This window comes from Legionella waltersii, assembly GCF_001468085.1.
Classification (GTDB): Bacteria; Pseudomonadota; Gammaproteobacteria; order Legionellales; family Legionellaceae; genus Legionella; species Legionella waltersii.
This window is the reverse complement of the sequence record NZ_LNZB01000009.1, coordinates 1-18,133: the sequence shown is the minus strand read 5'-3', so window position 1 is coordinate 18,133 and position 18,133 is coordinate 1. Positions and strand designations below refer to the sequence as shown.

Genomic DNA, 18,133 nt, shown 5'->3' with positions numbered 1-18,133 from the left:
TCATTAATCCCTTAACTTATCGATTCATCCCGCATAAACTCCTCATCGAGCTGACCAACAACCCTGATTGCCTCAGCTACAGATGTTTCACCCTTTACAACCATTTCCAACACTGATTTTGACAACGGATGGTAACCTTTACAGGCTAAAGCTGCTTTAACAAACTGACTTGAGTCATTTTTCCGTAAGGCATACAACATGTCTTTATCTAAGACAAGCAGTTCGTACACCCCCCTTCGCCCAACATAACCCCGATAATTACAATGAGAACATCCAACCGCCTTTTTATAAAGGAGATTAGTATCCACATTCATTGAACTGAGCCAAACCGCTTCATGCTCATCCAGTCTTTCAGGGCGAGCACAATGTCCACACAAAGTTCGCACCAATCGCTGACCAATAATTCCTTTAACTGCTGCAGCAACCATATAACCCTCTGCACCCATATCAATTAAGCGCATCGCTGATGTTATAGCGTCGTTTGTATGCAGCGTTGCTAGAACTAAATGTCCTGTAATAGCAGCTCTCATAGCAATTTGGGCTGTTTCAGAATCCCTTATTTCCCCAACCATAATCACATCCGGATCTTGGCGCAAGATTGATCGTAAGACGCGGGCAAAGGTCAGGTCGATCTTAGGATTAACTTGGATCTGGTTAACACGCTCAATCCTATATTCAATGGGATCCTCTACCGTTAGTATTTTTCGCTCTGGAGAATTCAAGCGACTTAAAATGCTGTATAAAGTCGTTGTCTTACCGCTTCCTGTTGGTCCAGTCACTAATAACATTCCATGAGGCTTTGAATAAATGTATTCAAGCTGCTTTATCGTTTCTTGATCTATGCCCAGTTGTGTTAGATCATTGATGCGTGCCGATTGATCCAGCAAACGCATAACAATAGATTCTCCATTAGCTGTCGGCATCGTTGAAACCCTTACATCATAAGAATTACCTCGAATAACAAAGTTAAATCGACCATCCTGGGGAATTCTTTTTTCAGCGATATCGAGATGCGCTTTTAGTTTTAAACGCTGAACCAAAGCATTAAGAATGCGCTTATCGTCTAACACACTTTCATGCAGAATCCCATCTATACGAAAACGGATACGTAATGTCTTTTCCGCAGGCTCAATATGAATATCAGAAGCCCTAGCTTGAATAGCATCGCGAAATAATGAGTTTAATAGCTTTACTACAGGTGCTTGCTCTTCATTTTCCTTAGACTCATCCAACAACTCATCAGTCACTTCTTTATAATCTTCGAAAATCTCTTCTGAAAGTTCATGGGCAAAATGCGATATTTCGGAAGTTCGTCTATAGACTCTATCCAGCACTTTTAATAAAGCAAACTCACTAACCACAGCCATTTTAATGGGGTGTTTTAAGATTTTAGAAACCGCATCAAACGCATTAATGTCCTGAGGATCGGCCATGCCTACCAACAAATGGTCCTGGTCTTTTCCGAGCACGATTGCTCTGTATCTGCGTGCATAGATTTCAGGTAATAATTGCACTAAATTGGGATCAACTTCAGCATGATTCAAATCAACAAATTCAATAGAAAGCTGATTTGCAATTAATTTTAACACATCATTTTCAGCCACAACCCCCATTCCAATTAGGGTTCGCCCAAATTTATCACCAGTTTTTTTTTGCAGCTCTATGGCTTTATTAAGAATGTCTTGATCAATTAAACCTTCATTTAGCAGTATTTCACCAAGCCGGATTCGTTTCATTTTTATCCCTGTAAAATTTTCAATCGACTTTCGGCAAATTCACGCACATTCGCGTTTGTGTCTTGACTCTGAGAGGCTCGAGTATAAGCATCAATAGCTTGATTCGCTTTCTTAGTATGCTCTAAAAACAAAGCATAGCCTAACCAATACTGACCGTTGTTTGAGTCGATCTGTATTAAAGACTGATAAATACCTCCTGTCTCTAAGATATGCCCCTCAGCTTGAAGTGCCGCCGCTAAAGTTCCATAATAATCCGGATATTGATTTATCGAAGGCTGGAATTTAGACAATAACTCTACAGCTTGAATACTTTGCCCTTTTTCAATGAAGAGTCTTGCTTTTGCTGTGAGTAAAGGCGGATCAGCCGGTGTAAGCCTCAATCCCTCATCAATAACTAGACCTGCTTCATTCGTTTTTCCATAGATCATATACAGAGATGCTAAGTTTTCTCTTGCAACTTTAGATTCAGGGGCTTTACTAATCACTGATTCTAAGATGCTAATGGCTTTTTCATCAAAACCTTCATCAATTGCCTCTAGCGCTATTTTAATCTGCTCGTTCGCCCATTCTTCTGTTGTTTGCGGGGAATAGACCTTATTGACGATTTCCCCATTAATAGTCTGGTTATCAGTACTTTCTACTGAAGCTACTGCAGGTTCACCATGAGTATCAACCCATTCATGCATAGGCTCAATCAATTTGCTTTCTAGTTCAGAGATTGAATGCTCGGAAGCCCATGATTCGATGGGCTCGATATAGCTATCTAGCACCTCAACCAGCTTCCTGCGTTGAGGTTTAATTTCCGTGATGACTTGACTTGGATTCTCTGGTGCTACTTCTTGTAAAATCACATTTTGATGGATTGGCTGTTTTGGCCTTGAAGGTTTAGACTTCGTTTCATGGTATAACAATAAACATAGCGAAGTTACAAAAAGACTTACAGCAATACCTTTAAGGCTCTTTTCCATAGAAAATCGTTTCTTAGTCTTTGCTGGCATTAATTGAGGAGCAACTAGTTTAGAGGGAGTCTGCTTTGCTAAATCATGAAGCATATCGTTTAATAAGCTCATAGATTAGCCCCATAATTCCAGTAGACGTACAAAATGATGCCTAAGCTTAGAGCTCCCAAAACCACATAGGAGAATCCCGATCTATACCAGGAGCTTTCCAAGGTGCTTTCTGTATCCGCAATCGCTCTTTTGACCGCTTGACCATCTACTTGAGATTTCCCCTGCCCATAAGCAACCAATAGTGCTTTGTGGCACAAAATATTCAATAAGCGAGGTAAGCCTTTGCTCGCCTTATACAAATGCCGTTGTGCTGATTTAGTAAACACACTTCCATAAGTGTATCCGGCTTTAGCTAATCGATGACTCAAGTATTTATCCAGCTCCTCTTTAGCAAGTGGTTGTAGCTCATAGGAAAATGTAATTCGCTGCTTTAGTTGACGTAAACCCATTTTTTCTAATTTTGCATCCATTTCTGGTTGGCCAAAAAGTACGACTTGTAATAATTTGCGCTCTTCGGTTTCTAGATTAGTTAATAGTCGAACCGCTTCCAAACAAGATTCTGGCAGAGCCTGCGCTTCATCAATAATCAACACCGTTTTTTTACCTTCCCGATGCAAGTCTAATAAGCGCTGATTAATTGCTTCTAATAATTGATATTGAGTCCAGTGTTCCTCAGGAACTATCCCTAATTCGGAGGCTACTGAAAACCTTAAGCCATCTGCTGTCTGATCAGGATTTGGAATATAAGCGGTAACAAACTCATTCGAAAGCGAATTTAATAGAATACGACATAATAAGGTTTTACCGGTTCCTACTTCCCCTACTATTTTAATGAAGCCTTCACCCTGAGCTAAACTCAATAAGAGAATGTTTAAAGCCTCCTGATGAGTAGGCAATTCACAAAAAAACTCGGTATTTGGAGTCAGTGTAAAAGGAGCTTTACTCAATCTAAAATGATTTAAATACAACGCACTCTCCCTAAATTAACGAGTACCTAAGTTTTCATTGGATTTAGGTCCCAACATAACAGGTACCTCTCCTTGAGTACCATAGATATCTGGTCGGCCACCAATATGAAATCCACGCTTCAAGCTAGCAAATCGCCGGGCTGTAGTTGTTAGATCTTTATTTGTCTGCTTGCCTTTAACAAGGGTAGGTCTTAATAAGATGACCAGCTCGCTTTTTTGCGAGTTTTGCTTGGTTGCACGCACTAAGGTCCCTAAGAAAGGTATATTTCCAAACCAAGGGACTTGTCCTATTCCCTCGGTGGTTGAATTTTGCATAAGACCACCAATAACAACCACTTGACCATCCTTAGCGTGAACGATGGTATCGGATTCTCGAATTCTGCTGTTCGCAAGTGGTAAATTCAAAGTACCGCCTTGAGTACCAAGATCGATAACTTTGCGCTGATCTTTAACCTCGCTGACTGTTGGATGAATATGGAGGGTCACTTGTCCATTAGCGTCTATTTGAGGCGTCACATCTAAGGTAATGCCCGAGAAAAATGGGGTTAAATTGACGTTAACAGTGGGTTGCGTCACTAATCCTGAACTAACCACGTTTTGATTTTGCGTAACGTTGGTTACAAAAAATTCATCAAAACCAACTTTTATAGCGGCCTTCTGATTATTCATTGCTGAAACCCTGGGGCTTGAAAGCACTTGCACATTACCCTGAGTTTCTAAGGCTTGAATGACTGAAGTAAAATCTTGTGGATTCCAATGGACATCAACTCTATAGGCATCAGGAAATGCGGATTGCATGATCCCCACATTGGGGAAATTACTTAAAGCATTTAATCGAGCACCGAACAATCTCCAGTCGATACCCATCTGGAATTCATTGGTGAGATTTACCTCTAATATTTTTGCTTCTAGTATCACTTGTCTGTCCATGCTGTTTTGCACCATGTCCAAATAACGCTCTACTTGCTTAAGCTCTCTAGGAGAAGCATGCACAACTACGATGCCTGCAACAGGGTTAACGGTTACAGTTCTTCCATTCGAAGTACCAATTATCTTTTGTAGGGTGACTTGTAGTGACTTCCAAAAATCAACGGTACTTTTCGTTTCAACATCACCAATTACTGCACTGTAAGCTTGGTTTCCGTTATTAATGGATCCACTGACGTTTCCACCTGGAGTAGTATTACCTACCCCACCTGAATTTGGACTCGCAGTCACCTCTCCCGAACTAACGGTCATGTTCGAGCGTGACTTGCGTTGTAATTCTAAGTAGTTAACTTTGTATATTTGTGTTCGCAGGGTGTTAGGAATAATCTCATAACCACCTGGAATAGAGTTGTAAGCATATCCATAAGCATCTTCAAGGGCTTGAAGGACTTGGTCAATAGTCACTCTTTTGAGCGCTAAAGTGACATTACCTTTGATTTCAGGGCTGACTACCATGTTGATGTTCGTATCGGCTACGAGTCCCATGTAGAAAGCTTGGGCTGGTACGTTTTTCACTGAAACATCAAAACGACGTGGCCCGCCACTGTAACTAAAATCACGCACTTTTAAACTTGGCAATAAAGCCCTTACAGGGGTACCTCTTCCATTGGTGTTGTCGGATCTCATGGCATTTTTATTGTTTGCTACAGCCTGTTGAATGACACTGTTCATTTCATCAACTGCCGTACCTTTTATTGGAGCGTGTGTCTTACAGGCCGCCAACATTAAGCTTAAGAGTATTATTATTATTCGCATTAACGAGCGGTCCACAATCGCCTACCAAATAAGTAAATTATTTTCTTTTGTCCTGACTGCAACAATACCACATGGTTTTTACCTATAGCAAGAAGACGAGCCCCGCCAATACTGCTTCCAACACCAACCATTTGACCATTGATCATGGCTAAATATCGCATAGGGCCAATAAAGATACTTTGCAATTGAAACTCATTATTGGCATTGGACTCTTGAGTCTCTGAAAAAACTGGCGGTTTTGTTGGATCATGCAGCTCGGCATAGGATGCATTTACAAGAAAAAAAATCAAAAAAAACACTTTAATTATTAAATACTTAAAAAGTTTCATTGTGGTTTACCTCCCAAAACTAAAGCAGGATTACTTGGAGGTTTTAATGTATAAAATTCTATGGTTGCTTGACCTTGAGGATAGGTTAATACTTTGTAATCGAATTTGTCCCAATAAAGATTTCTTTTTAGATCTTCTATCCGTTTAAGGTAATTCATGATAGAAAAATACGTACCCTTCAAGACTAATCGATAACGAATTGGTTCCATATCCGCACTAGGCTCAGTGTTTGAACTCTCCTTGGGTGTTTCCTGTGCTTGCTGGTTTTCTGTTGAAATGACCGTTGGCTTTGGTGGCAAAACAACTGTCGTGAAATCAACAATTGTTATCCCTAGGGGCTGCTTCAACATGTCATGCAACATTTTTGCAAGATCTTTGCTGTTCACATAACCATGGTGATAACCCTCAATTTCCTTATCCACTTGTTTCAACTGTGTTGATACTTTGTTGTAATGCTGGATTAAATTATTCGCTTCCTTGCTTTGTATTAAGCTGTTAATAATATTGATTTTTTGTTGTAATTCATTGGCTTGGAGCTTTTGCTGCGTAGTATTCGTAGTTGCGGCGCGGATGACATCCAATTGCCACCCAAAAATAAAATAAATCCAAACAAATAACAACACTATCAGGAGTGAAACCAATAATAAAATGCGGTCCCTTTCACTGAGCAGATCCACTTTTCTCTTCAGTTGATAGTATCTTTTTATATAAGGCGCGTTAAGCTCCATCAATACTACTCCTTGGGCTGTATTTTAATGAGATCACTGATCTGTTGTTCTTCTATTTCCTTCTGTCCCAATTCGCTATTGGAAATTGAAAACTTAGCATAAGAATGATTTTTTAATGCTTGTACAAAAAACAAAGTGAACTCAATTTTCTTAAATGGCTCCTCTTTCGATAGGTTTCTCATGAGTGATGTAATGGAATCTGGATCGATGGTGAATCCATTTAAAGTCACTTTATTTTGATCGTGATGAATAACAATTTCATTTAGCCAAAGACTGCTAGGAATAACTCTAGCAAGCGATTCCAAATAGTTTGAAAATCCAAGACGAACAATCATATGTTGTAATACTTCCAACTCGTGGACTTTCTCTTGATAGTTCTTATCTAACTCAACAACCTTATTCACTAAGGGCGTATCATCCGCGAGCAATGGATATGTTTTTTGCAAATTTGCGAAATCAGCTTGTGCTTGTTGGAGTTCAGTTTCAGCTCCCTTTTCCACACGATAAGCATTGATATAAACACCTTCAATGATGAAACTAATGATGAGCAAAGTAACCAGAATACAAAAAAGTATAAACCCCAGCCAGAACGCCGACAAACGACTGGTTGCTTTAGGAAGAGAGTTTACAAAATTAATGGATTGCATTAGACCCTCTCCAGTCTCGTTGTCATGAGAGCACCACCGATGGCATAAAAAGAGTGCGCTACTGTTTCTGTTGGGGTGGTTTCTGCCTGAAAGAATGGGCTTGCATCGATGAGCTTCACTTCCTTTCCGAGCTCTTCTTGAAGAAATAGGAATAAATCGCTTGCCTCATAAAAAGTTGGAGTAAAAAGTATTTGCTGCGGCTCAGGTAGTTTAAGTTCCATCAAACAATAATCAATACTTCTTTGAATTTCCAATAACATATCATGATTGGCTGCGCTGTTAGGTTCAGTAATGGATTTATTAATAGGAAGCGAGCGGCATAGATACAGATCACCTTGGAAATAAACGTAAAGTTGACACATATCATCGTCAAAGCTAATCACAATAGCCGATGTCTCTTTAGACGTTGAGAAATAAGCGACTAAAGCACTTAATGCCATCTCCGCGATAGTAACGCTGGATACGTTCAAAAAACAGTCTTCAAAAAGCCTTATCTTATTGAGTAGCTCAGATTGCAAAGTGGCTGCAACGAATACTTTTTTACGACGATTACCCGATCCGTGAGGGGGTATCATAAAAGCATCTACAGCGATGTCGTTCAAAGGATAATCCACCAATCCTTTTAATTGCCACCGAAGGGCTTTGGCCATTTCGCTTTCTTCAATCGCTTCTGGGGCATCCATTTGAATCAATTGATAGAAGCTAGGAGACAAAATGAGCTGTATAGACTTTCCGTATAATCGATGCTTATTCACATCGTGCTCGAGTTCTTTTTGCAACAGGGTTAGAGAAGGTTCAGACAATGAGTGGTATTCGCTAAAACAAATTTTTTGCGCTTTATCAAAACCTATCAAAGAATAACTGTGCTCGGTCCAAAAGCAAGAATAAATTGGAAAAGAAGATTTCGAACGTCCTATACCACCAAACATGTATCTTCCTGATTATTTTAAATAAATTTAGTGTACCCGAGGTCTGTGATTTTGTCGAATAAGCCTTCCACAAAATTAGACTACATATTACTTAAGTAGATGGTATTGATTAGTGGTACTGATTCTGTGCCATTACTTAAGGTCATGCTCACAGTTACTGCTCTAACGGCTGAGGCCGTTGCAGTTGTGCTAAAATTGGATTGATAATAATTTAATGAAAAGTTTGTTACGTCATCGCTTAATGTTCTAGCTGCACTTCCAGTACGAGTTAAAATTGGTGTTGACCAACTGTAACTAATTGAAGTGCCGCCTACCGTAGTGAAGGTAACGCTGGTTGGATTAATCACTGAAAACCGAGTCGCTTGTTGCAACTCCTTGCTGATGCGCATCATGGCTATAGCGCCTTGCGTGGATAAACTTGAATAATGAACACTGGTGAAATAATTAATAAAACTTGTGTTGAGCATGGTGGCTGTAATGGCAACGATTATCCCTGTAATAACCATAACGATAACCATTTCTATCAAGGTAAAGCCTTTAATTGTTCGCATAATTGTACGTCCTTGCTTGTATTGAAGCATTGCCATTACCTGAAACGCTTAGACTAATCACTTTAGGATTAGAGCCAGAAATAGTAGGCGTACTTACAATAAGCCCATTCGTTGTTGCATAGCTGGATAATGGAGTGCAGATATTCAAGGCTGGTGTAGTAGTACAGGGATCACTTAACAGAGTATATCCATTTAAGTACCTATTCATCAAAATAATCTGCAAGCGTGCATTGGCTAAAAAACTTGCCTCTAAATCTGAACGAGGAATACCGCTGTATCGAGCTGATTGGTTTAAACCAATCAATAAAGTACTCGCAACAATACCTATCACAACTATAAAGATAACCATCTCAATCAATGAAAATCCCTTTTGTTGTTTTATGTTCATCAATAAACCTTTACTGATTGCGCAAAATAATTGGAATAACGGACGCAGCTCCACCCATATACCCTGTAACACCTCTCAACGTATAACTCGCTGGTAAAGTGACAGTAACCCAGCTACTTCCATTGTATCTGTAGGCTGTAGTTCCCGCCCCAACAGCCAAACAATCGCTTGTCGAATTGCAAAATATATCCAATATGTTTAAGGATCCTGGCGTTGATTGTAAGGCACAAGATGCACTGGATGTTATTGGAAGGCTACAGTTATAGATTCTTCCACTATTTCCAGCCACCATGCAATTCCCCGCACTAGGACAATTCACTGAAGTCAGTGCTACACCTGATAAACTAATAGCCCCAGACCAAGCTCCGTTGTAATAGTACACTGACCCGTTGGACCGAACTGCCACGCAGCGATTAGCTTGTGCACAATCAACGTCATTGATGGTCGTAGCCAAAGACAAATTAGTCGTAAAAGGGCTTATTGAGGTGGAAACAAAAGGATAGCTACTATTGTTCCGAACCGCCATGCAATTGCCGCCAGTACAGGAAAGACCAGTCAGCATAAAATTGTTACTTGCGGTGTAGGTGGTCCCTCCTCGGTACAAAAGGCCACGACCAGGAGAAACAGCTTGTCCTCCTGCCCAGCAATTAGTTGGACTAGTTGGGCTATCGCAACCAACAACCTCTAAATTCATGGATAAGCCAGAGGCAATGACTGACCACGTGCTCCCATTGAAGGCATAGATGGCTGATTGGTTCGACGTGTTATGACCCACAGCTTGTCCATACGTGGAGGTCATGTCTGCGTGATAAAAAGTAAACCCACTTGCTGCAGTTAATACAGTGGACCAAGTAGAACCATTGTAATACAAGATCACTCCGTTTGATCCATTCGTGCCAACTGCGTAATAATTGGAGCTGTAGTTCAGATACACCACTTGCTGCAAAGTCACAGAACCTTCTAAGCGGCTTAAAGATGGTGTTCCACCTTGACCAACAATAATGTATTGCGCTTGGGAAACAGTGGCGTTTATTAGATGGCCTGCAGCTGTAGTACCGTTTTGCCCCCTTCGAGCATTTAACAAGTTATTCCCACTTATGCCGTCGTAATAAATGACTTCTGAATCGATGGTAATCGCGCCAAAACTTGCAAAATTAGCCGTCGTACTTAACGGAATAGTTGTAGCAACGTTGGTCAACGCACTTGTGGTGGTGGTGCCAGCACTGTATTGGGTACAATTGTATTGATACTCGCCTTGCCCACTAACAACCACTGCGCTACTCCAACTGGAGTTGCAACTTCCTAAGAGCAATTGGTAACTGCCTTGTTCAACAGCAGTGGAGGCAAGATCATAGGCATGATTGGCCGATACTATGCTGCTGGTTGCTCTTCCACTACTCACTGACATCGACACATACGCTGTGCCTAAACCAGCCACAACAACGAGCAGAACAGCTACAACCATTATCAAATAACCGGATTGCTTAGCCATTCACAAACCCCGTTTCAGCGGTTACTGTCAATGTATTTGTCCCTACCCCAGACGCTGTAATCGCGATACTTGCAGGAGCATTTGGAGTTCCCATGGAATCAAACGTAACAGTAACAGTCGATAAGGTCACTCCAGAAGGCATTGTCACCGAATAGGGTCCACTTGGTGGATCTGGCGAGATGGAATAGCTGTTTGCCGAAAAAACAATGCTATAGCTTTGATTTAAACTTAAAGCCAACAAATTAGTGTAGCGTAGGTCTGTTCTGATGCGGTCTGTCACAGAGGATAAATTATAATTTGCCGATGAAGGCATACTCATTTGAACGCTAATTAAAAGAATACTGATGACAAGCATTACAACAATCAGCTCAAGTAAAGTAAATCCTTTTATAATCTTCTTCACTAATTATTCCAAGTTTTAATTTAACGACTCTATTCGAGCTCACGAAAAGACTAGATTTAGTCAAGACTTACGAAAAACCCTAATCTCTTCGTTAAAAGACATTGTGAATTCGGTCATTTAGTCCATCTAAACTCCCTCATTTACAATGTCTTTTGCCTCAACCTTTGGTTTTTTCGTAAGTCCTGTTAGTAAAACCATCATGCTCACTAATTTTTAAGAATAAAGAACGATGGATGAAATAGCAAAATAATTTTTATAAGCCATTCATCTTATTCTATACTTTGAATAGGGTATGCTGAACAACACAATGAGAACAACAATGAACAAGATACGGCTCATCCTCCTCATCGTAATAGCAAGTTTAAATTTATGCGCCTGTGAAACCATGTGTTGCTCGGATGGTCATGGACATTGTTGTCAAGTCGAGGGGAGGACCTGTCCATTTAGAGGGTATAATGCCTGGTGGTACTAAATTTCTCTGCTTCAGGGTGGATTAACCACCCTTTTTCAACTCAATGAAAATCAAATCGATTTGCATGAACTTAGGATTTATCACGCAATACTAAAAACCCAGTCATTAACAAAATAACTGCTGTCATTACAATAGGTAACGGTACCATGATGGCTGCAACTACCCCACCTAAAGCAGCAGAAGTTGACTCACCAAGAACTAATAAGGCTTGATTATTACCCAGTACTTGTCCTTGTTCCTGAGAAGAAACATGTTCAGACAGCCAAGTCGTACATGTTGGTAACATCATGATCGTTGGAATTACTGCACAACCGTAGGTGAGCCATATCCAATTGAAGTTATCTGGCACTATGATTAACAAAACAGAAAGACTACTGACAATAAGCAGACCTCCCAATAAAACCTTCGTTGAAAATCGAGTAGCTAGTTTATTTAGTAGCAGTAAATTTGCAATAAAGCACATCAACGATACGAAAGAAATAAGCAATGAAAAAGTATGCAAAGAAATATCCCATGTATCTTCAATATACAAAGGAACAACCCGATATAAGCCTTGTACTGAAAAGAAAATTAGAAAATTAATAAAGTATATTTTTCGTATCGATGAGTTATGAAATATGGATTTAATTGAAATAATCGATTTTGTAAAATTAATTTTGGTTTTCGTATTCGGTACAAAGTCATCACCAAAACTATAATAAATCCAGACCGCTAATAAAGGCACAAAAAGTGCGACTATAAAAAATGGCGTGCTATAGCTTAGCGTGTTTCCAGCAAGTAGAGGACCAATGATATAACCTAAGCTACAAGCGGAGTATCCATATCCAATTAATTTGGTTTTTAATGCAGAATCTTGAGTTCTATCAGCAATAACCGATTGTGAAATAGCCATGTTTGACTCAAACAATCCAGTTAAAAAAGAGCTCAAAAACAATAAATTCAATACATGAAATTGAATACTCAATGCCATACCAAAAAAACCGAATGTACATGCAATTAAACTCAGGACTAACACTCGTTTCCTCCCATATTGGTCTGATAAATTTCCAATAATGGGAGAACCGAAGAATTGTCCAAGTGGGTACATCGCTAACAACAACCCAGAAAGTGATACCCTCACCGAGGTTGATGCATCAGAAGGCAGCAAAGAAAAGTTAGAATCCATCAGCATTGGAATAAATAACGTGATCGTTAATGCATACCCTAAAAATCCTAACAATATGACTGCGTATAAAGGCAAATATTCTCTAATTTGACTTTGAGGTAAAGTATTTTCCATGCGAGGCCTTCTTTCTTTAATTAATATTCACTGAGGTCAATTTTTTAAGAACCACCCTTAACGAGTCAGGTTTTCTTCCTTTTTAGCACCAATGTCATAATTTCCTTGAATCCGCTCCATAATGTAGTCAGCATATTCAATGGTCGGATGAGGTGCTCTACCTGGTTGTTTGAGGAGATTTAAAGGTGAAATCATGGAATGCATATTAGGCTCAAAGAAAAATGGAATTGAGTATCTTTCTCGGCCTGATGTATTGATAACACGATGAGGTGTTGAAATGATAGTGTCATCACTTACACGTCGTAGCATATCTCCAGTATTTACAATAACGCCACCCTCGAGTGGAGGAACGTCTATCCAGTTACCAGTATCTTGACAGAGAACTTGTAAACCACCCACATTATCTTGGGTCAATAAAGTTAAAAACCCATAATCAGTGTGTGGCGCTATTCCATATTGCTCTTCAGGAATAATATCAGGCTGTGGAGCATAATATTGAAGTCTCAAATAGTTGGTTGGCTTGTAGAAATATTGATCAAAAGCATAATAATTTTGATTGAGAGAAAGTGCAAAAAGCCGAATGAGATTTTTTAACAATACAGTCATTTCTTCGCGGTAATGCAACAAGGTTGGTTTGAAATCAGGTAATAATTCTTCAGAGGGCCACTGATTAGGGCCTGCAAGGTTAATCCCTTTGATGTAATCAGGATCGGCTTGGTCTACATCATGCATTAAAATAAAAGCGGCACTTTGATTTGGTTTTACTGCTTTCCCTAGAGTGGAAACTTTTAAGGTAGAAGTAGCAAAAGGCATGTAACCACGAAAGAACTCATTTTGCACGATCTTCATCTTTTCTTCTTCAGGCAGATGATGGAACAATCGTGATTGTTCAAATATTCTATCGAAAAGTGATTGCGAAATACCGTGATTAACAATGTAAGCGAAGCCGATGTTCGAATAGACTTCATAGACTCTTCTAGCTAAGGTGCGAAGTTCATCAATGGATTTTGCTTCCGCCAATGATGACACATCAATAACAGGTATTTGATTTTCAAATTTTATCATGTCTTTATCCTTTAATCAGGTGTTTACTGTTTGTTCGCTACCTTACCCTCAGTGACTACACTTATGAGGTTTTAATCCGATTTAAATCATTTTTCGATGTATGAAAATTTCAGGGGCTTTTAGATTTAAATTTAATTAGTGGATTTCTTTTTACCAAATGAATATTTTTAACCCAACAGTTATTCCGGACACACACAAAGACGATAAATTATACATATAGTTTTTAAAAAGTAAACAAAATTTAGCTCTACACCGCCGGGACTTAGGCACCCCCCTGAGGTCGAGGCAAAAAATCCCAAATAGCTGTTCAATTTCATGCCTGATTAATGTCCTATAATTAAACTATACAAAACCTAATTGCTTATTGTGTTAGCCACAAACCCAAAGGGTATCGCTATGGCCAAGTCAAAACACCTAAAAGATCCTGTTGGAAAATATTCAGGTAAACCAGTAGTGCATAAAAGAGATACGACTCCTCTTTATCCTGATAAATTAACCTCAAGCCAAATCTCTCAAGGTGGACGCACAGGAGATTGCTTTCTATTGTCAACAATTAACTCTGTTCTTGCTCTGCCTGAAGGTGAGAAATTTATCCGGAAACATATGGTCGAGAAGGACGATAAAATTCATGTGTTGTTTTATGATGATTATCGTAAACCTCAATGGATTACGATAGACAAAACATTGCCTACTTCATCCGGACTTCTAAGCAGTGGCCCCACATGGGTCAGGTATCTTGAAAAAGCCTATACAGCCTTTAAAACGGGAGATTACAACAAAGCGTTGGAAGGTGGAAAAAGTTCCAAAGCACTGGAAACTTTTATTGGTGGCTCTTCAGAAAGTCTTTCGCTCCCGTATCAATCACAAAATAAATTGAAAGATCTGTATAAAAAAAACATTTGTGGCTGTTCTGGAACAGATGTTTACGCTTTGATTTTTTTATTACGTCCTTTTGATAAGTCCGCTAGCAAAGACAATATGGTCAAGCATATTTTTAAGGGTAATGAACAACTTTTATCAGCTTGGTGGACCTGGGTTAAACAAAATAAGAGCGGTTGGGAGCAATTGTTAAACACTCACCCATTAACCATTGAAAAATTTGAGGCGCACATTCATAAGATGGAGAAGAAGCACGCAGCCACCTGTCCCAAAGAAGCCATCCAAGCGGTCGTAGGATGGTTAAATACGAATAAAATACTTCCCTCTCGGAATAGTTACAGCGATGATGAAGAACGCTTATTTTCTGAAATGAAAACTGCCATTGTAAATCAAGAGCCTTTAGTCACTGATCCTAAACCAAACCCTCCTAGTGGGATCATTATGGAACACTCTTATGCCATCGTAGGAGTTAGAGAAAATCCAGAAACCCATAGAAAATTTGTTGTACTACGTAACCCATATCCCGAGAATCGCTCTTGGTTTTCTCATCTTTTTCTCTCCGGCGGGAGGCATTCTACTGAAAAAATAGATCCCAAAACAGGTCAGTCGAAGCTTTCGATAAGTTCTACGAAAAGCTCTACTTTTGAGATGGAGTTACGCGATTTTACACAAGCATTTGCTTACGTGGATAAAGGAGGCTCTCTAGAAAAAGCCCCATTTGTCCATGAACAGGATGAATCAATAACATACACAAGATGAAGTCAGCCCAGTAACGTTGTGTCGCAGATTTAGCAACTGTCGAACTGAGACTGGCACATCCATTTTTCATTTAAAATTTAAATAAAGTTTCTCTTATAGGGTTTAACCAAATTGTAAAGTATTCGATTGTTCAGCACTTAATGCATCATCTAGATTTTTAGTATAAGCAGTAATAAGCTTGGATAAGCGTTTTTGCTCCTCTTCGGCAGTCTCTTGAGACATAGAGCGATCTTCCAATCGACGTTTAACTAACTCTTGTTGAGCCTTTAAGTTATTAATGACATTCAGAAAATCCTGAGCAGTAAAATCATGGGTTGATTTCTTCGAAAACATATTGGCCTCTTTTAACTTAATTGACAGATATTACATCCACTATTGCTATCGATCAATCACTATTGTTCAGCCTAAATGACAGTTGTTGATGACCGGTGTAGAATGCTGTTAACTACTATGGATACAGCTCATGGACTCTCATTTTAACTATTTCTACGTTAGAACTTTTGTATTTATTGTTACAGTCTGTGTTTATTGCTATCTTTTCTACGGGATATTCAGTTGTGAATACCTTTCAGATTTTACTAGTTTTTACGCTTCATCAGTAGCTGCAAGGCATGGCAATAATCCTTATCTTTCACTAGTGGTGAAATACTCACAGTTAGTTCGCCATACAACCATTAATATTAACCCCCCTATCATCTATATACTCTTCTACCCACTAACTTTTTGTAGTTACACAGCTGCTCTATGGATATGGATGACGACTTCATTAGTAATGACCTTATTTGGCGGTTGGTTTGCTTTCAGAGTTGCTTTTTCAAAGGACTACCTAAAGAAATATTGGCTAGGCCTTTTTCTTGTATACCTTCTTTTATTTCATAACCTTCTTGATATATTTCTAAATCAATTAGGTGGTTTAATAATGCTATTTATTAGTCTAGGGTACTACTATTATCTAAAAAAATCGGACTATATTGCTGGATTACTATGGGGGTTCATTATTGCCTTAAAATTATTCCCAGGCTTGCTATTTTTCTTTGTATTAAAAGAAAATCGAAAAACAGTCCTTGCTACGATGCTACTTACCATTCTTTGTTGCTTCTTACTGCCTCTTTTCGTTTATGGATCTAAAATTTATACTCAGTTTTTTCAGGTATTAACGGGTGTGTATTGGTATCACTTTTCATGGAATGCTTCTTTATTAGGATTTCTCCATGCCATTTTTTTTTGGTTAGATGAAGTTAACTGGATTGCCCCTACCTATATCGTGTTATCATTGATCTATCTCATCGTCTATTTATGGTTAATTCGCCCAAGTAAAGACGATGATGTCGTTAATCATCAAGCATTTTGCTTAACACTACTATTGATGATCATACTCAGTCCTTTAGGTTGGTCCTATTATTTTCCACTATTACTTATTCCCGTAGCACTTTTATGGGCAAGTTGTATGAATGAGCAAGAGCCATTATCAATCTCAGCAACAATTTGGCTTTGCTCACTTTTTTGCCTTAATTACCCCTTATCTCGTTATGCAGACAATAAACCCATGGAATATCATGGAATCAGTACTATGATTCCAATTAACTTTATTGGATTAGCGATTCTGTTCGGTCTAGTTGCAGTCAGTAAGCCTAAATTAAAAAGTTATAGTCACGTTCACTTTGATGACTCAAAAAATAAATTTGTCTTATTCACTGCGCTCATTATAGCGTTTACTTTTTCCGTCCGTTCAATAGGGATTTCAATCTTTTTAACTAAAATTTGCGGGCTTTAGGAGGCTAAAAACAAGCTTCCCTATCTCCTCTAGCCTGGAACAGATCGGCCGTCTTCAAAAAACATGACCTTACCGGTTTTAATGTCATGAATTCCAGCAACAATTCCTATTTGCCCACTTTCAACCATGTTTTTAATAATCGGGCTTTTTTCTTGAATTTCTTTCATGACCGCTAAAGCATTAGCCTTAGCAATGCCGTCAATTAATTGGTTGTCTTTGCAATTGTCTAACTGCATGCTTTTCATGGTTGGTTTGACTTGTGGCTGTATTTTATTAAGAATGTCCGTAATATGCCCCAATTCGACGCCGGAGCAAGCACTACTAACAGCTCCACATGAGGTATGTCCTAACACGACAATGAGACGTGAACCGACTACTTTGGTCGCATACTCCATGCTACCTAAAATATCATCATTCAATACATTGCCAGCAACACGCAAAGTAAACAAGTCAGCAAGCCCTTGGTCAAAAATAAATTCAGGAACGCTACGGGAATCCATGCAATTTAATACAACCGCAAATGGGTATTGCCCATAAGAGGAAAGCTTGGCTTGCTTTAAATAATCTCTTCTTATTAAACTATTGTTCAAAAATCGTTGATTCCCCTCTTTAAGCCTCAGAAGAGCCTGTTTAGGCGTCATTTTTTGCTGTGTTGATTGTGAAGTGGTTTTACCTAGAATTGGTATTTTGGCAGGGTCCGTTTCAGCAATGCACGGTTGTAGGTTTAATAAACCAATTAACAAGGTTATCGCTTGTAATGCTGTCTTATCCATAATGCCTCCTTTATTCCTTTCGTATCTATTACAGGACTTACGCAAAAGCCCAAGGTCGAGGCAAAAGACATTTTTATTGAGGGAATTTAGATGGACTAAATGACCGAATTAAAAATGTCCTTTAACGAAGAGATTGGGGTTTTTCGTAAGCATTTCAAGCACAAAGTGCTCCGCATCTATAAATAACTTTAAGTATTTTATGTGTACA

18 protein-coding genes are annotated in these 18,133 nt (G+C 39.1%); 2 read left to right on the top strand and 16 right to left on the bottom strand.

Annotated features, from left to right (window positions below; translation table 11 throughout):
• Positions 1–11: 11 nt before the first annotated feature.
• The 14 genes from Lwal_RS02555 to Lwal_RS02490 all read right to left on the bottom strand — a co-directional run bounded on the left by Lwal_RS02555 (position 12) and on the right by Lwal_RS02490 (position 13,740).
• Positions 12–1,736, bottom strand: coding sequence for a GspE/PulE family protein (locus tag Lwal_RS02555; RefSeq protein ID WP_058479358.1), 1,725 nt, complete (start codon positions 1,734–1,736; stop codon positions 12–14).
• Between the two features lie 2 nt (positions 1,737–1,738).
• A complete protein-coding gene (locus Lwal_RS02550; protein WP_058479357.1) occupies positions 1,739–2,806 on the bottom strand; it encodes a tetratricopeptide repeat protein in 1,068 nt (355 codons plus the stop codon).
• Complete coding sequence (locus tag Lwal_RS02545; protein ID WP_058479356.1) at positions 2,803–3,714, bottom strand: ExeA family protein; 912 nt, start codon at positions 3,712–3,714, stop codon at positions 2,803–2,805. The genes Lwal_RS02550 and Lwal_RS02545 overlap by 4 nt, the downstream gene beginning before the upstream one ends.
• 15 nt (positions 3,715–3,729) lie before the next feature.
• Complete coding sequence (gene mshL / locus Lwal_RS02540) at positions 3,730–5,457, bottom strand: pilus (MSHA type) biogenesis protein MshL (RefSeq protein WP_058479355.1); 1,728 nt, start codon at positions 5,455–5,457, stop codon at positions 3,730–3,732.
• On the bottom strand, positions 5,457–5,786 hold the full coding sequence (locus tag Lwal_RS02535) for a hypothetical protein (protein WP_058479354.1): 330 nt from the start codon (positions 5,784–5,786) through the stop codon (positions 5,457–5,459). Before Lwal_RS02535 ends, mshL begins: the two co-directional genes overlap by 1 nt.
• A complete protein-coding gene (locus Lwal_RS02530) occupies positions 5,783–6,514 on the bottom strand; it encodes a hypothetical protein (RefSeq protein ID WP_058479353.1) in 732 nt (243 codons plus the stop codon). Before Lwal_RS02530 ends, Lwal_RS02535 begins: the two co-directional genes overlap by 4 nt.
• Before the next feature lie 5 nt (positions 6,515–6,519).
• A complete protein-coding gene (locus Lwal_RS02525) occupies positions 6,520–7,161 on the bottom strand; it encodes a PilN domain-containing protein (protein ID WP_058479352.1) in 642 nt (213 codons plus the stop codon).
• Positions 7,161–8,090 carry a type IV pilus biogenesis protein PilM gene (gene pilM, locus Lwal_RS02520; RefSeq protein ID WP_058479351.1) on the bottom strand — a complete coding sequence of 310 codons (930 nt, stop codon included), beginning with the start codon at positions 8,088–8,090 and terminating at the stop codon, positions 7,161–7,163. Before pilM ends, Lwal_RS02525 begins: the two co-directional genes overlap by 1 nt.
• Positions 8,091–8,170: 80 nt before the next feature.
• Positions 8,171–8,641 carry a prepilin-type N-terminal cleavage/methylation domain-containing protein gene (locus tag Lwal_RS02515; RefSeq protein ID WP_058479350.1) on the bottom strand — a complete coding sequence of 157 codons (471 nt, stop codon included), beginning with the start codon at positions 8,639–8,641 and terminating at the stop codon, positions 8,171–8,173.
• Entirely contained in the window at positions 8,628–9,029 is a 402-nt protein-coding gene (locus Lwal_RS02510; RefSeq protein ID WP_058479349.1) for a prepilin-type N-terminal cleavage/methylation domain-containing protein, read from the bottom strand. Before Lwal_RS02510 ends, Lwal_RS02515 begins: the two co-directional genes overlap by 14 nt.
• Positions 9,030–9,039: 10 nt before the next feature.
• On the bottom strand, positions 9,040–10,521 hold the full coding sequence (locus Lwal_RS02505) for a hypothetical protein (RefSeq protein WP_058479348.1): 1,482 nt from the start codon (positions 10,519–10,521) through the stop codon (positions 9,040–9,042).
• Positions 10,514–10,924: a prepilin-type N-terminal cleavage/methylation domain-containing protein gene (locus Lwal_RS02500; protein ID WP_058479347.1), complete on the bottom strand. Its 411-nt coding sequence runs from the start codon at positions 10,922–10,924 to the stop codon at positions 10,514–10,516. Before Lwal_RS02500 ends, Lwal_RS02505 begins: the two co-directional genes overlap by 8 nt.
• A gap of 542 nt (positions 10,925–11,466) precedes the next feature.
• Positions 11,467–12,675, bottom strand: a complete 1,209-nt coding sequence (locus tag Lwal_RS02495; RefSeq protein ID WP_058479346.1) for an MFS transporter — start codon at positions 12,673–12,675, stop codon at positions 11,467–11,469.
• A gap of 57 nt (positions 12,676–12,732) precedes the next feature.
• A complete protein-coding gene (locus Lwal_RS02490; protein ID WP_058479345.1) occupies positions 12,733–13,740 on the bottom strand; it encodes an isopenicillin N synthase family dioxygenase in 1,008 nt (335 codons plus the stop codon).
• 396 nt (positions 13,741–14,136) lie between these two features.
• Between Lwal_RS02490 and Lwal_RS02485 the strand changes: the two genes are divergently transcribed.
• A complete protein-coding gene (locus Lwal_RS02485) occupies positions 14,137–15,378 on the top strand; it encodes a C2 family cysteine protease (protein WP_058479344.1) in 1,242 nt (413 codons plus the stop codon).
• Between the two features lie 102 nt (positions 15,379–15,480).
• Here Lwal_RS02485 and Lwal_RS02480 read toward each other — a convergent pair whose 3' ends face one another.
• The gene (locus Lwal_RS02480; protein ID WP_058479343.1) at positions 15,481–15,711 is read right to left on the bottom strand and encodes a hypothetical protein; all 231 of its coding nucleotides are present in this window, start codon (positions 15,709–15,711) and stop codon (positions 15,481–15,483) included.
• Positions 15,712–15,841: 130 nt separating this feature from the next.
• On the opposite strand from Lwal_RS02480, the gene Lwal_RS02475 reads away from it, so the two are divergent.
• Positions 15,842–17,152: a glycosyltransferase family 87 protein gene (locus Lwal_RS02475; RefSeq protein WP_083500016.1), complete on the top strand. Its 1,311-nt coding sequence runs from the start codon at positions 15,842–15,844 to the stop codon at positions 17,150–17,152.
• A 29-nt stretch (positions 17,153–17,181) separates the two neighbouring features.
• Here Lwal_RS02475 and Lwal_RS02470 read toward each other — a convergent pair whose 3' ends face one another.
• Entirely contained in the window at positions 17,182–17,925 is a 744-nt protein-coding gene (locus tag Lwal_RS02470; RefSeq protein ID WP_083500015.1) for a carbonic anhydrase, read from the bottom strand.
• Positions 17,926–18,133: the final 208 nt, after the last annotated feature.